We start from the raw sequence: 14278 nt of genomic DNA, 5'->3' as shown, positions 1-14278 counted from the left end.
CCGATGAACGGTGAGGCGCCCACGTCGTGTGGGCGCCTCACCGTTCGGCGGCATCAGCGGGCCCCGACACCACGAGCCGGCGCAGCCCGGCCGACCGCTGCTCCCGTACGACGACGCACCTCCGCGAAGCGGCTGTCGACGTTGATGGACATGGGCTTGGAGACGGCGATCTCGCAGCGTCCGTCGAAGCAGGCGTCGGCGTCGGTGCCGTCGGCCGCGCCCGGTGCACCGTCACTGCCGTCGGTGACAGAGGTCGTGGGCGCCGTCGGCCGCTCCGCCTCCGACGGCGACGTGCCGTGTCGTCGCTCGTGCCCGCTCCCGATGACGTACGGGTCGTGGACGACGGCTCCGCCCCTCCCCGGAGCCGTCGTCCTGACCGCCGCCCCCGCCGCAGCCGGTCCCTCAACTCGTACGCCGACGGACGCCGTTGAGCCCCGATCGCGGGGCACATCCCTTTATACGGGCCCGGATCGGGGAGGGGTCCCGGAGCGGTGGAGGACCCTGGTGGCAGCGTCCGTACCGTGTGCCCAGGATCCATGAACCGAGGAGACCAGCGATGCCCCTCTCCACCAGCCTCGCGCGCGGTGTCGCGCCCGCCACGCCCGGCACGCTGCACGCCCGCACGGTCACCGGCGACCTGAGCGCCCCGCCCCGGCAGGGCCTCACGGTCCGCTTCGGGCGCGGCGACAAACCGGATGTGGACCTGGGTGTGGGCGTCGACGATCTGAGGGTGAGCAGGCGGCACGGAGAGTTGACGTACCGGCAGGGGCAGTGGTGGCTGCGCAACACCGGGCAGCAGCTCGTCCGGCTGCCCCGGGGCCGGATGATGCACCTCAGCACCGAGCCCGTCCCGCTCGACGCCGGCTACACCCCGCTGTTCGTGAAGGGCTCCGGTTACCGCGAGCACCTCGTCGAGCTGTATGTGGCGGGCCACGACGACCAGGGGCCGGTGTCGCGTCGGCGCGCCGAGACCGTACGGCCGGAGATCTGGGCGCTCGACGACGACGAACGGCTGCTCCTGGTCGTGCTCGGCCAGCGGTACCTGCTGTACGAGGAGGACCCGCGCCCCCTGACGTACGGCATGGCTGCCAAGCAGCTCGCCTGTCTGCGCTCGGACGCGGGCTGGACCGAGCGCAAGGTCGAGCACCGGATCGAGGCGGTACGGCGACGCCTGCACAGGACCGGTTTCCGGTACCCGCTGATGCACGACAAGTCCGAGGGCCGCCCCTCCGACAACAGGCTGCTCCACAACCTCCTCAAGGGCATGGTGGAGTCCACGACCCTCGTACCGCCGGACCTGGACCTGATGGAGGACGACTCCGCCTGGACGGATGCCGCGCCCTGAGACTCAGGAGGCCGAGGGGCGTCGCGCGCGCAGTTCCGCGGCGGCGGAGCGGGCGAGGGCCGTGGTCATGTCGCAGAGCTCGTCCGTGGGCCGTTGCCCGCCGACGCGGAGGCGCACCATCTCCGCGGCCGTCTCGGCGTTCTCGCCGCTGTACGGGCGCTACTCGACGTAGACCCGGCAGGTTTCGTGGTCGTCGTCCGGCACGACGACGGTCTCGTATCAACTGAGGTCGAGGGGGGTCCCCTCGGTCGCGGACCTCGGCTCGTCGCGGAAGAAGTCCACCTCGGTCTCCAGGTCGTCGACCCGGCTCGACCAACTGTGCTTCGTACGGCGGTCAGAGTTCGCCGAACGGGTGCCGCTCGGCGAACTCCGGAGCGGTCATGCCGAAGAGAACCAGGTCGTGGTGGCGCCCGGCGAAGAACTCGTGGTCGCGTTGTCTGCCCTCCTCGGTGAAGCCGAGCCGGCGGTGCAGGGCGAGGGACGCGTCGTTGTAGGCGAAGACGCCTGTCTCGCACTTGTGGTAGCGCCGCTCGCCGAACATGAAGCGCAAAAGCAGCACGATCGCCTCGGACGCGTAGCCACGCCGGTGGTGATCACCGCTGATTCCGATGCCGTAGGAGAACCGGCCGGTGCGCGGGACGGTGTCGTGGGTCGAGAGGGCACCGACCGCTTCTCCGCCGTCCAGTGCCTCGATCGCCAGCCGGAAGAGGTCGTTGTCAGGCCGGGCGACAGCCTGTTCCGCCGCCCACGCCCGGTAGCCCTCCGCCGACCGCGGCGGGTGAAGCGCGTCCACCGACCGCTGGTGCTCCGCATAGCCGTCCATCCGCATGAACGCCTGCCAGTCCTCGGGCTCGATCCCGCGCAGCCGTACCCGTTCGCCTGTCCAGAATGAACTCATCCGCCCATGGCAGCAGGGTAGTTGACGTTCCGTCCAGCGATTTGAGGCGCGGCCCGGAGCTACCCGATCTCCACCACCCGTGCCCAGTCGGGCGGTGAGTCCGGCACGTAGTCGGGGTCGTCCTCGTCCCACGCGCTGCCCGAGTACTGGCGGGGGAACAGGCCCACCACGGTCCGGCACGGCGGCCGTGAGTCGGGCCACGGTGTCTGTCCGTCGGTGAGGACCACGATGACGTCGGGCTTGGGGTGGCTGCGGAGCGCCTTGGCGAAGCCGGTGCGGAGATCCGTACCGCCGCCGCCCACCAGGGGGATGCCCTCGGCCCGGCACAGGGGATGGGCGATCCGGGCGGCCGCGTCGCACGGTACGACGGTGACGAGGTCGCGGCGGCCGCCCACGGCACGGGAGATCGCGGCGACCTCCAGAAGCGCGCTGCCCAGTTCGGTGTCACTGACCGACCCGGAGGTGTCGATGACCACGGAGACATGGGGCGGTCTGCGCCGCAGGCTCGGCAGCACGGTTTTCGGCACGCCGGCCGAGCGCCGCGACGGCCGGCCGTAGGAGTAGTCCTCGCCCGCGCCCGGGGCGGAGGCCGCCGACCGGACCGCCGCGCCCAGCAACTCCCGCCACGGCTGCGGCGGATGGAACGCCTCCTCCGCCCACCGCTGCCATCCCTCGGGTGCGGAACCCGGACGGCCGGTGATGCCCTGCGCCACCCGGAACCGGACCGCGTCCCGTTCCTGCTCGCTCAGGCCGTGTGCCCCGTCCGGCCCCAGCTCCCACCCCCGCTCCAGACCGTCGGCGCCACTGCCGCAGTCCAGCCACGCCAACTCCTGGGTGAGTGGCCCGAGTTGGAACTGACGCAGATAGTCCTCCATCAGCTGTCCCTCGGGCAGCCTCAGGAACGCCGGATCGACCACCCCCTCCGGCTTGACCAACCCGTCGCCGAACGCGTCGTCGTTGATCTCGCAGTCCGCGGCGATGTTCATCCGCAGCCGCTCCCCGGGACCGGTCAGGCCACGTTCCTTGGCGACCCGGTCGCTGCGCCCGTGATGGTCACGCAGCAGATGCGACACCTCGTGCACCCATACGCCCGCCAGCTCCTCCACCGGTGTACGGTCCACGAAGCCCGAAGAGACGTAACACCGCCAGTGCCGGTCCACAGCCATGGTGGGCACCTGCCGGGACGCGACGGTGTGCAGCGCGAACAGCGCCGTCGCCAGATAGGGCCGGGCCCGCGCCGCCTGGAGCCGGGCGGTGAAGAGCTTGTCGAGGTCGAGGTCGCGGTCGCGGTCCTGCGCCCTCGCCGCCTCGGGGCGCACGTCGGTGTTGCTGTTGGTGTCGCTCTTGGTGTTTATGCCGGTGCCGGTGTGGGTGCCGTGGCTGGCGCTGGTGCTCCGGCTGATGTCGGTGCTCATCGTCGGCCCTTCGTCGCGGTCTTGGCGCGGGCCGCCGCCTGGTCCGCCCGCCGGGACAGCGTCACGACTCCGGCGAGGTTCTCGATCGCCGCCGGAACGTCCCAGTCCTCGCGGCGCAGCGAGGCGAGGGTGGTCGCGGGGACGACCACCAGATCCGGGGCCCCCGTCTCCAGCGCCCGGACCAGCAGCGCCCACGCCGCGTCCCAGCGGGACCTCTCCGGCCGCGCCCGGACGGCCGCGACCACACCGTCCAGTACCGCCTGCCGCAGGTCGCCCCGCTCGGGCAGGACCGCACTCGCCGGGTCGGCGAGCAGTTCCTCGGGATCCGGGAGGTCCAGCCGGTCCAGACTGGCCAGCAGCTCCAGCCCCGGGCCGTCGCCCACGGTTCCCCTGACCAGCAGGGACAGTACGTCGCGGGAGACACCGGAGGCGGTGGCGAAGGCGATCAGATGGAGGGTCATCTCCCAGCTCCGGGGCGACGGCCACGGCCCGCCCCGGCGGCTTTCGCTGCTGGGCAGCTGATGCACGAGCTTGGGGCGCGCGGCCAGCAGCGCGCACACCGCGCGACGGGCGAAGGCCACGGCCTCCGACAGCCGCTCCGGCGCGAGCCGCGGCAGGGTGGCCCGCGGCCAGGTCCCACCGAGACCCCGTACGACGACCTCGTGGTCGTGCGTCCACTGAAGGTGCACGAACCGGTTGGCCAGCGGCGGGCTCAGCTCCCAGCCGTCGGCCGCCGAGGAGCGCGGGTTGGCGGCGGCCACGATCCGTACCCCGGACGGCAGTTGCAGCGCGCCGATCCTCCGCTCCAGCACCAGCCGCAGCAGCGCGGCCTGCACGGCCGGTGGCGCCGTCGACAGTTCGTCCAGGAACAACAGCCCCCGGCCGGCGCGTACGAGCCGCACGGCCCAGTCCGGCGGAGCCATCGGCACCCCCTGCTCGGCCGGGTCGTCTCCCACGATCGGCAGCCCCGAGAAGTCGGACGGCTCGTGCACGCTGGCAATGACGGTGGTGAGCGGAAGATCCAGGGCGGACGCGAGCTGCGTCAGCGCCGCGGTCTTGCCGATCCCCGGCTCGCCCCACAGCAGTACGGGCAGATCCGCTGCGACGGCCAGGGTCAGGGCCTCCAGTTGTGTGTCCGGGCGCGGTTCGGTGGTCGTGGTGCGCAGCAGGCTCAACAGGTCGCCGGCCACGTCGAGTTGGGAGGTGGTGTCGGTGTCGGTGGCGGAATCGGTATCGGTATCGGAGAAGGTGCTGGGCATGGCGAACGGGGTGCACGTGGGCATGTTTGATCACCTGTGATGTGTAGGGGCTGAGGGCGTGCGGGGGCGACGGCCCCCGTGACGATGTGGAGCGAGCGGGTGCCGGGGACCGAGGTCCCCGGGGTCAGTAGAAGGTCGCGACGCGCGGGCGGCGGTGGCGGGGACGGCGGCGGCCGACATTGCTGCGGACACGGCTGGGACCGGGATCGGCGAGGCCCGCCCGGTACAGGCCGTAGGCGATCCGGCGTTGCGCGGCCGCCTCCAACTCGTCCCGCAGGGCGCCGTCACGCAGCACCGCCTCGGGACCGAGCAGCCCCTCGACGACGGCCAGCGCACCGGCGATGTCCCCGTGGTCCAGGCGTTCGCGCACACCGGACAGGCAGTCCGGGCGGCGGTGTGCCTCGTCGATCGCCTGTAGACAGGGGAGGGGAGTACCGGTCAGTTCGACCAGCAGTTCCTCCCGCCGGATCTCGGCCGGGTCATGGTCCAGCGGGACCAGTACCCCGCCCACCAGTCCGATCCGGTGCCGGTGTCCCCGGCACTCCACGATCCGCGGTTGCCCCGCCCGGTCCGGAGCCTCGGACGGACCCGACGGCACATGATCCGATACGAGCGCCGACGCGACCAGCGGATGCAGCCGCTCCACGTCGATCGCACCGGCACGGACCAGCTCCAGATCGGGCAGCACCCAGGTCGCGGCGTCGGGCAGGACGGACAGCGAGGTGCCGACACCGTCGTCGCCGGATGCGGTGGCGATCCGCAGAGCCGGCGGCTCGTTGCCGTTGCCGCTGCGGCCGTTCGCGTCCGCGCCCGGGTCCGGCCCCGCGTCCAGGTCCAGGTCCAGGTCCAGCATCAGTCGGCGCCGGGCCCCGCAGCGTACGAGGACGGTACCGGTGGACCGCCCCTCCGCACGCAGCACGATCGCCGCCTCCTCCGCCCACCGCTCGACGGCACAGCCACGCTCCGCCGCCAACGCCCCCAGCACGTCCGTACCCGCCATATCCGGGTCCAGCAGCTCTGGACCCAGCAGCTCCGGACCCAGTGGAGACGGGCCCGGTGGAGACGGGCCGTCGGCGGCCGGCCGATCCGCTCCGGCACGAACCCGCAGCTCACCCGCCCTGCGCGCGTCCCACAGATGGCGATGCAGATCGAGTCGGTACCGACGGTTGGGACGCGGATGCGGATGACCGCGGGCGCCGGCCTCGGACCGGGACCCGTCCCACAACGCGAGGCCGATCCGCTGCCCGGCATCCGCCCAGGCAGGCGGAGTCCGGGCCACGAGGTGCACGGGACAGGGGCCGACGCGCCCCGCCACGTCGTAACGGGCCAGCGAGATGGTCAGGCCCGGGCGCAGCAGCCCGTCGGGCGCGATCCTCGGCATGTGCCAGCGCAACAGGTCCGGAGCCAAATGCCGGAGATCGGCCCGGACTCGGGCCGCGAACTCCTGGCCATGGCTCTGAGCCACGGAACGCATATCGAGGTCGATGTCGATGCCTGCGGCGGCACATGCCCCGGCCCAGTCGCCGACGGCACGGCGGGCGGTCGCAGTCTCGATCATGGAGGGTGGCACGGCGAACTCGCGCACGCGCAACCAGAAGGAAAGCCGGGAATCCCCGTTCGCGATATGAGTGAGCATCAGCACTCACCTTGCGCGGACGGGACCCCCATTCTGCCAATGGAGTGAGTCATCATCGCGGCGAGCATAACGCCACCCGCGCCGATCCTGCACGTGTTTTCGACGATCGTCGGCTGGGGCTGCGCCCTGAACATGTGGACGATGCGACACGGCACCCTGATCGGCGCCGACACGACCGTCGTCCAGGTGGACGACGACCCGTCCGCGCTCGGCGCCCACCGCCCGATTCACCTGGGCGTCACCGGAGACGTGGAGCTCACGGCACGCCGGACACTCGCGGTGGGCGACAGCGGTGGTGACACCCAGAGCCACTGGCAGGGCTACCGGACCGCCGACACCGAAGCCGCGATCGCCGCCCGCGTACGGTGGCGGGACGTGCCGTACGAGGACGAGAGCGACCGGGCGCGGATCGACCCGCGCACGCTGAGCATCGCGCTCGACGACATCCTGCTCGTCGAGCGGGTGATCGGCGTGGACTCGGGCAACCTCATGGGCCACCCCAGCGCGTACCTGTCCGTGCCGGACCATCAGGGCTTCTGCTTCACCCAGGCCTTCCAGTCGGTCGGCCTCGGCCTCGCCATCACCATCGGCGCGGCCCTCGCCCGGCCCGATCGACTGCCGGTGGCCGCCCTCGGCGACGGCGGAGCCCTGATGAGCGCCGTCGAACTCGACACCGTACGACGGCTCGGCCTGCCCATGGTGGTCGTCGTCCACAACGACGAGTCCTACGGGGCAGAGGTCCACCACTTCGGCCCGGACGGGCACCCCCTCGACACGGTCGTGTTCCCGCCGACCGACATCGCCGCTCTCGCCCGCGGCTACGGCTTCGAGGCGGTCACGGTACGCACCGCGGCGGACCTCGAGCCCGTCGAGGACTGGCTCGCCGGACCGCGCTCCGCGCCCCTGCTGATCGACGCGAAGGTGACTCGCGACCACGGATCCTGGTGACTGGAGGAGGCGTTCCGAGGGCGCTGAGGGCGGTCCGGGGGCGGCAGCGCCCAAGTGGTGACGGTCGCGGCTCCGGCGTACGGTCGAACAGTGGACGCAGCGGTGGACGGAACCGTTCACCGAACTCCGCCGAGCGAAAACGCCATGAGCAGCAGCCCGCAGCCGGTCACCCCAGCGCAGACCACCACCGGGGAATCAGGTGGTGGTGGGAGCGCGATGGCGCTGTTCGTGATCGCCTCGTGTCAGCTGATGGTGGTGCTGGACATCACCATCGTGAACATCGCCTTGCCGCAGATCCAGCGTTCCCTGGACTTCTCGACCACGAGCCTGGCCTGGGTGGTCAACGCGTACACGCTGACCTTCGGCGGTCTGCTGCTGTTGGGCGGCCGGGCCGGTGACATCCTCGGCCGGCGGCGGGTGTTCATCTTCGGGGTGCTGCTCTTCGTGGTGGCCTCGCTCCTCGGCGGTCTCGCCCAGAACGCCGGCCAACTCCTCGCCGCCCGCGCCCTTCAGGGTGTCGGTGGCGCCATCGCGTCCCCGACGTCCCTCGCGCTGATCAGTACGACGTTCCGTGAAGGGCCGGAGCGCAACCGGGCGTTCGGTGTCTTCGCGGCGGTCTCGGCGGGCGGCGGCGCGATCGGACTGCTCGCGGGCGGCATCCTCGTGGAGTGGCTGAACTGGCGGTGGGTGCTGTTCGTGAACGTGCCGATCGGGTTGCTGATCGTGCTGGCCACACCGCGCTGGATCAAGGAGTCCGAACGCCACCCGGGGCACTTCGACATCACCGGCGCGCTGACCTCCACCGTGGGCATGGTGCTCCTGGTGTACGGGTTCATCCGGGCCGCGCAGGAAGGATGGCGGGACGGGCTGACGCTGGCCTCGTTCGCCGGGGCCGTCGTCGTCCTCGTCCTGTTCGTCCTGGTCGAGCGGCGTTCGAAGCAGCCAATCACACCGCTTCACATGTTCCGCGACCGGAACCGGGCGGGCACCTACGGAATCATGCTGTGCCTCGCCGCCGCGATCTTCGGGATGTTCTTCTTCCTGACGCTCTTCGTGCAGAACGTGCTGGACTTCAGCCCGTTGCAGGCCGGACTCGCCTTCCTGCCGGTCAGCGCCGTCATCGCGATAGGGGCCGGGCTGGCTTCGAAGTTCCTGCCCACATACGGCCCGAAACCGTTCATGGTGGTGGGCGCGATCCTGGCCGCAGCGGGCCTCGCCTGGCTGACCCTGACCGACGTCCACTCCACCTACGCCGGCAGCGTCCTCGGCCCGATGCTCGTCTTCAGCCTCGGCATGGGCATGGAGTTCGTCTCGCTGACCCTGATGGCGCTCTCCGACGTCGCCACCCGGGAGACCGGCGCCGCCTCCGGCCTCCTCAACGCCACCCAGCAGGTCGGCGGTTCACTCGGCCTCTCCATCCTCGTCACGGTGTACGGCACGGCCAGCACCAACGAGGCGGAGAAGCAGGTCCGGGACTTCCTGTCCCGGGCGACCCCGGCCGAGCGCGTGCGGTTCGAACGGACCGGGCAGCTTCCGCCGCCCTGGTCCGACGAGGTGCTCACCGCCGGGGTCTCGGCCGCCTTCGTCATGGCCGCGATCTTCACGGTCGTCGCGGCGCTGATCGCCGTACTGGCCATCCAGGTCCGGCCCTCCGACCTGGAGCGGCTGAAGGGCGGGACGGAGTCCGGTGTGCCGCCCGGCTGAGAGGCCTACGTGGGTCTTCAAGTCGACGTGCAGGCCGCCCCGTTGAGCGTGAACGCGGTCGGAGCGGGGTTCGTGGTCCCGCGTGTCGCCGTGAAACCGATCGTCGCCGAGCCCGCCGCGGGGATGTTCGCGGTGTACGACGCCGAGGTGACGCCGACATCCGCGCCGGACTGGGTCACCGTGCCGCCCCACAGGTTGGAGACGCGCTGGCCACCGGGGAACGTCCAGCGGAGCGTCCAGCCGCTGATCGCCGAGGTGCCGGTGTTACGGATGACGATCTCGCCCTGGAAGCCGCCGGACCACTCGTTCGTCACCCGGTACCCGAGGGCGCAGGCCCCCGTCGAACCGCCGGAGGCGGTCGTGACGGTCACCGTCCCCGAGCGCGCCGAGCGGTTGCCGGCCGCGTCACGGGCGTAGACGGCGAAGACGTACGACGTGGACGGGGTGAGGCCGGTGACGATGGTGGAGGTGCCCGTAGTGGTCGTCGCGGCGGTCTCGGCCGTGCCGTTGACGCGGACCACGTCATAGCCCGTGACACCGGTTCCGTCGGTGGCGGCGGTCCAGGTCAGGGTGGCGGACGAGGAGGTCACCGCGGAGGCGGTCGGGGTTCCGGGGGCGGTCGGGGCAGTGGTGTCGCCGCCGGAGGCCGAGTAGATCGCGGCCTCCCTGGACGTGGCCGCGATACCGTTCGCGCCGTCGAAGAGGCGCCGACCCCAGCTGGTGAGCTGGTTCGGGTCGAAGTTCGTGACCATGTCCAGGTACTCGACGCCACCGCCGTTGCCGCTCCACGACCAGCCGAGATGACCGAGCCCGAGCTGCTGGGCCGTGGCCAGGACGGCGTCCTCGTCGGGGTTGCCGTCCGAGTGGTCGTGCCCGAACTCTCCGATCACGATGGGGAGTTTCGCGGTGACGAACCGATTCAGATAGTCGCTCACCTCGGCGGCCGTGTCGAAGACGCCGTACATGTGGATGGAGAAGACCGTGTTGGCGTCCGGGTCGGCGGCGAAGACCGATGCCGCGTTGTCACGCATCGTGAACGCCCAGTCCTGGCCCCAGTTGGGGGCGTCCACCATGATCGTGTGGTCGAAACCGGCGGTGCGCAGCTTCTGGATCGCCGCCTTGGTGTCGGCCGTCCAGCCCGCGTAGTTGTTGTTGCCGTACGGTTCGTTGCCGATGTTGACGATGACATAGTCCTCCTGACCGGTCAGCGCGCTCTGCACACCGATCCAGTAGTCGGCGGCGCGCGAGAGCGTGACCGCTCCGCTCTGCTCGCCGTAACCCGTCGTGTCGTGCACCTCCAGGACACAGATGAGCCGGTTCCGCTTGCACTGCGCCACGACGTTCGCCACGTCGGCGGTGTCGTTGCGGGTCCAGCGGTCCCCGCTGGACAGGACCACCCGTACGGTGTTGGCGCCCTTGGCCTTGATGTGGGCGAGCGAGCCGATCTGGTTCGGATACCAGGTGTGGGCGTGGTTCACGCCGCGCATCACGAAGTCATTGCCCGAGCGCTCCAGCAGCCGGCCGTTCTCGACACGGAAGCCGGTGGGCGCCGCATGCGCGGGCGCGCCGAAGGTGAACAGGGGGAGGAACAGGCCGAGGAGGGCTGCGACGACCGTGACCGCACGGGGGACGGCCGGTGTACGCGTACGGGATCTCATGGCGGCTCCAGGAAGGGGGAGAGGGAGAGCGGGGTTGGGGAGGGGGGTCGAGAGGGGGGTCGAGAGGGAGAGGGGGCACGCGAGGGCGCCCCGGCCGGTCACGAGGGGGCGGCTTCCTTACGAGGAGGCGGCAGCCCTCGCCGTACAGCCGACGGTCGCCGACGGCGTCCCGGCCGTCGCGGACGTCGTGGCGGTGAAGCCGAAGGTGGCGCTCGCGCCCGGTGCGAGCGTGCCGTTCCACGTCGCGTCGGTGACGGTGGCCGTGCCGTCCGCCGCCGTGCTCAAGGTGCCGTTCCAGAGCTGGGTGAGACGGGCCCCGTCGGCCGGTACGACGGTCACGGTCCACCCCGAGACGGTGGACGTGGACGTGTTGGTCACCGTCACCTCGCCCTGGTAGCCGCCCTGCCAGACGTTGGTCGCCCGGAACGCCGCGGTGCACGCGGGCCGACCGTCACCGGGGTCGCCCGGATCACCGGGGCCGTCCGGAATCCCCGCGTCCAGCACCGCACTCAGCGCCGGGTACCAGCGGGCGGCGATCTTGTCGTCCCCGGCGGCGTTCGGATGCACGCCGTCGTATGTGTCGGTCACCGTGCTGAAACCCGTCCACTGGTCGACCACGGTCACCGGCGAGTCGCTGGTGCTCGTCGAGCGGGCCCAGCCGGGGATCCGCGCGTTGAAGTCGACGACGCGCTGCGCACAACCCGAGCAGCTGCCGGGGTTCATGGGGATGAGCTGCGCGACAAGGATCCGCATGTCGGGGTTGGCGGCCCGCATCTGCCCCACGAGCTTGGTGTACGCGGCGAGGATGCGGTCGGGGGCGATGCTGCTCCACACGTCGTTCGTACCGAAGTGCATGACAACGATGTCGGGAAGCGTCGTGGCCAGCCGGGCGGGCAGCAGGTTCTGGTCGGCCGCCTGGGTCACCAGTTCGCCGCCGTGGCCCTCGTTGTCGCCGTCGTGCTCCTGCCCGCAGCCCTGCGGGCCGAGCGTCCCGACGAAGTCGATGTCCGTGTGGCCGGCGTCCTGCAGCCGGTTCCACAGCACCGCCCGCCAGCAGCCGGGCGAGCCGGTGATCGAGTCGCCGAGCGGCATGATGCGGACGGGAGTCGCCGCCGTGTCGGCCGCCGGTGCGGCCGCGGCGGGTGGAGCGAGGATCAGCCCGAAGGGGAGAAGCAGGGCGGCCAGCAGGCCGAGAAGCGGAGTGCGCATGATGGTCCCTTCCCTCGTGAGGTGGGAGCGCTCCCATCAGGAACATGCCACTTTTGTCATTTACGCGTCAAGGTGCGTGCGGCGGTCGGTAAAGCCGATGCCCGGTCCATTCATGTGAATAAGAATCATGAACATGAATATTGACGTGCTCAGGGCAACTGCCTAGCGTCCCGGATGGAAAGCGCTTTCCCGTCCGTGTGGTGAGCCGAAACCCGGGAGACGAACGATGCGTCCGAAATCCTTCACCGCGTACGCGGGGCTCATGGGCCTCCTGGTCGGCGGACTGGTCGCCCTGTCCAGTCCTTCGGCGTACGCCGCCACCAGTCTGTACGTGGCGACCAACGGCAACGACAGCAACGCCGGAACGCTCTCGGCCCCGTTGCGGACCATCCAGCGCGCCGTCGACCTGGCGCAGGCCGGCGACACGATCCTGATCCGCGGCGGGACCTACGCGCCGACCGCCAACATCCAGCTGCTCAAGAGCGGTACGGCGAGCCAGCCGATCAGGATGGGCAACTACAACGGCGAGCGCGTCGTCATCGACGGCGAGGGGATGCCGTACACGCCTGGAGCGGTGGGCTCCAGCATTCCGCGGGCGCAGCGGGGCGCGATCCACATCGAGGGCGACCACTGGCGGCTGAGCGGCCTGGAGATCGTGAACGGGCCGTACGGGATCTTCGGCGTGGACACCAACGGCAATGTCTTCGACCGGCTGATCACGCGGAACAACTACGAGTCCGGTGCGCACATCCAGGGCGCGTCGAGCTCGAACCAGTTCATCAATCTGGACAGTTACGGCAACCGCGACCCGCGCAAGAACGGCGAGAGCGCCGACGGTCTGGCGATCAAGGAAGGCTCGGGGACGGGCAACGTGGTGCGGGGCGCCCGGCTGTGGAACAACTCCGACGACGGGCTGGACTTCTGGGAGTTCCTCTCCCCGGTGACGGTGGAGGGGAGCGTCGGGTACGCGAACGGCTACAACCGCTGGAACCTGCCGAACTTCACGGGTGACGGCAACGGCTTCAAGCTCGGCGGCGGCGGCGACGAGGACCTGCCCGCGGCGCATGTGGTGCGCAACAGCATGGCGTGGGACAACTCGGCCGGCGGGTTCATCGACAACGCCAACCCCGGTGCGCTGGTGGCCGAGCGCTGCACGGCGTGGCGCAACAAGGGCACCGGATTCGACTTCGCCGACGCCGACGGCACACTGACGAAGAACCTGGCGGTGGCCAACGGTACGAACGTCTCGCTGGGCTCGAACTCCGGCGGCAGTGGCAACTCCTGGAACCTCGGGGGAACTTGGTCCTTCGTGAGCACCGACGCGGCCACGATCACCGGAGCCAGGGCGGCAGACGGCTCCATCCCGGCCTCGAACTTCCTGCGGCCCGCGAACGGCGCGGACGTCGGGGCGCGGCTCTGACGCGGGCCCTCCTCCGGAGTTCCTCGTGCGTCGCCCGGCCGGACCGGGCGGCGCTCACTTCTCCGATCCCGGTGCCCCGGTGCGCAGGCCGTCCATGACGAGGTCGAGGAGGCGGGCGGCGCGCGGCTGCCAGTCCTGCTGGGGGTCGATCTGCCAGAGGCCGGCGATGGCGAGGAAGAAGTCCTCCGGGGTGACTCCGGGCCGGATGGTTCCGGCCCTCTCGCCCGCGCGGAGCAGGAGTTCGGCGGCCTCGCTCACCGGGGCGTGCCCCGGCCTTTCCGGGCTGGAGGGGCCGCTGGTGGCCTGGCGGATCGCGTCCGCGAGCCCCGCCTTGGTCATGGCGAACCGGGCGAGGCGGTCCATCCACTCGCGGAGCGCCCGGTCCGGCTCGCGGGTCGCGAGAAGTTCGGCGGCGGTGTCGGCGACCTGCTGCATCTCGTACCGGTAGACCTCCAGGACGAGCGCCTCACGGCTGGGGAAGTGGCGGTAGAACGTGCCCTGCCCGACGCCCGCCTTCCTGGCGATTCCACTCAGCGGCGCGTCCGCGGAGCGCGTCAACTCGGTCAGGGCGACGGCCAGGATGCGCTCGCGGTTCCGCTGCGCGTCCGAGCGCTGAGGGGCGTCCTTCTTCTGTCGCACGCGTCCTCCTCACGGGTCCATGGCCGAAACCCGTCCTTGCTAACCGGACAACCGTCCGTTACGTTTTTCCGCAGAGGACAGCTGTCCGATTGGTTCATCGTAGCGTCGGTGCGACCGACGCCAGTACCCCGGCTGCCCAGCATCCCT

12 protein-coding genes are annotated in these 14278 nt (G+C 70.9%); 4 read left to right on the top strand and 8 right to left on the bottom strand.

What is annotated here, in order from left to right:
* Nucleotides 1–53 precede the first annotated feature (53 nt).
* Complete coding sequence (locus JIX55_RS07200; protein ID WP_257562425.1) at nt 54–449, bottom strand: hypothetical protein; 396 nt, start codon at nt 447–449, stop codon at nt 54–56.
* Nucleotides 450–556: 107 nt separating this feature from the next.
* Between JIX55_RS07200 and JIX55_RS07195 the strand changes: the two genes are divergently transcribed.
* Entirely contained in the window at nt 557–1345 is a 789-nt protein-coding gene (locus tag JIX55_RS07195) for an FHA domain-containing protein (protein ID WP_257562424.1), read from the top strand.
* A 334-nt stretch (nt 1346–1679) separates the two neighbouring features.
* Here JIX55_RS07195 and JIX55_RS07190 read toward each other — a convergent pair whose 3' ends face one another.
* The 4 genes from JIX55_RS07190 to JIX55_RS07175 form a co-directional block, all read right to left on the bottom strand.
* Nucleotides 1680–2243 carry a GNAT family N-acetyltransferase gene (locus JIX55_RS07190; RefSeq protein WP_257562423.1) on the bottom strand — a complete coding sequence of 188 codons (564 nt, stop codon included), beginning with the start codon at nt 2241–2243 and terminating at the stop codon, nt 1680–1682.
* Between the two features lie 59 nt (nt 2244–2302).
* The gene (locus tag JIX55_RS07185; RefSeq protein ID WP_257562422.1) at nt 2303–3658 is read right to left on the bottom strand and encodes a vWA domain-containing protein; all 1356 of its coding nucleotides are present in this window, start codon (nt 3656–3658) and stop codon (nt 2303–2305) included.
* On the bottom strand, nt 3655–4917 hold the full coding sequence (locus JIX55_RS07180; protein WP_257569244.1) for an AAA family ATPase: 1263 nt from the start codon (nt 4915–4917) through the stop codon (nt 3655–3657). The genes JIX55_RS07185 and JIX55_RS07180 overlap by 4 nt, the downstream gene beginning before the upstream one ends.
* Before the next feature lie 124 nt (nt 4918–5041).
* On the bottom strand, nt 5042–6553 hold the full coding sequence (locus tag JIX55_RS07175) for a hypothetical protein (protein WP_257562421.1): 1512 nt from the start codon (nt 6551–6553) through the stop codon (nt 5042–5044).
* A 93-nt stretch (nt 6554–6646) separates the two neighbouring features.
* Here JIX55_RS07175 and JIX55_RS07170 point away from each other — a divergent pair, with 93 nt between their 5' ends.
* Nucleotides 6647–7501, top strand: coding sequence for a thiamine pyrophosphate-dependent enzyme (locus tag JIX55_RS07170; protein WP_306819990.1), 855 nt, complete (start codon nt 6647–6649; stop codon nt 7499–7501).
* A 144-nt stretch (nt 7502–7645) separates the two neighbouring features.
* On the top strand, nt 7646–9205 hold the full coding sequence (locus tag JIX55_RS07165) for an MFS transporter (RefSeq protein WP_257562420.1): 1560 nt from the start codon (nt 7646–7648) through the stop codon (nt 9203–9205).
* Between the two features lie 17 nt (nt 9206–9222).
* On the opposite strand, the gene JIX55_RS07160 is transcribed toward JIX55_RS07165, so the two are convergent.
* Entirely contained in the window at nt 9223–10863 is a 1641-nt protein-coding gene (locus tag JIX55_RS07160; RefSeq protein WP_257562419.1) for a cellulase family glycosylhydrolase, read from the bottom strand.
* Nucleotides 10864–10980: 117 nt separating this feature from the next.
* Nucleotides 10981–12072, bottom strand: a complete 1092-nt coding sequence (locus JIX55_RS07155) for a cellulose binding domain-containing protein (RefSeq protein WP_257562418.1) — start codon at nt 12070–12072, stop codon at nt 10981–10983.
* Nucleotides 12073–12298: 226 nt separating this feature from the next.
* Here JIX55_RS07155 and JIX55_RS07150 point away from each other — a divergent pair, with 226 nt between their 5' ends.
* Nucleotides 12299–13492 carry a right-handed parallel beta-helix repeat-containing protein gene (locus JIX55_RS07150; RefSeq protein WP_257562417.1) on the top strand — a complete coding sequence of 398 codons (1194 nt, stop codon included), beginning with the start codon at nt 12299–12301 and terminating at the stop codon, nt 13490–13492.
* 54 nt (nt 13493–13546) lie between these two features.
* Here JIX55_RS07150 and JIX55_RS07145 read toward each other — a convergent pair whose 3' ends face one another.
* Entirely contained in the window at nt 13547–14131 is a 585-nt protein-coding gene (locus JIX55_RS07145; RefSeq protein WP_257562416.1) for a TetR/AcrR family transcriptional regulator, read from the bottom strand.
* Nucleotides 14132–14278: the final 147 nt, after the last annotated feature.

The organism is Streptomyces sp. DSM 40750 (genome assembly GCF_024612035.1).
In the GTDB taxonomy this organism is placed as follows: domain Bacteria; phylum Actinomycetota; class Actinomycetes; order Streptomycetales; family Streptomycetaceae; genus Streptomyces.
Note: the sequence above shows the minus strand (reverse complement) of the source record. Positions and strands in the feature narration are given on the sequence as shown.

Bases quoted from the DNA above. Each gene is read 5' to 3' on its own strand.
- JIX55_RS07195 (WP_257562424.1), top strand. From the start codon at position 557: ATGCCCCTCTCCACCAGCCTCGCGCGCGGTGTCGCGCCCGCCACGCCC.
- JIX55_RS07190 (WP_257562423.1), bottom strand. From the start codon at position 2,243: ATGAGTTCATTCTGGACAGGCGAACGGGTACGGCTGCGCGGGATCGAG.
- JIX55_RS07185 (WP_257562422.1), bottom strand. From the start codon at position 3,658: ATGAGCACCGACATCAGCCGGAGCACCAGCGCCAGCCACGGCACCCAC.
- JIX55_RS07180 (WP_257569244.1), bottom strand. From the start codon at position 4,917: ATGCCCAGCACCTTCTCCGATACCGATACCGATTCCGCCACCGACACC.
- JIX55_RS07175 (WP_257562421.1), bottom strand. From the start codon at position 6,553: ATGCTCACTCATATCGCGAACGGGGATTCCCGGCTTTCCTTCTGGTTG.
- JIX55_RS07165 (WP_257562420.1), top strand. From the start codon at position 7,646: ATGAGCAGCAGCCCGCAGCCGGTCACCCCAGCGCAGACCACCACCGGG.
- JIX55_RS07160 (WP_257562419.1), bottom strand. From the start codon at position 10,863: ATGAGATCCCGTACGCGTACACCGGCCGTCCCCCGTGCGGTCACGGTC.
- JIX55_RS07155 (WP_257562418.1), bottom strand. From the start codon at position 12,072: ATGCGCACTCCGCTTCTCGGCCTGCTGGCCGCCCTGCTTCTCCCCTTC.
- JIX55_RS07150 (WP_257562417.1), top strand. From the start codon at position 12,299: ATGCGTCCGAAATCCTTCACCGCGTACGCGGGGCTCATGGGCCTCCTG.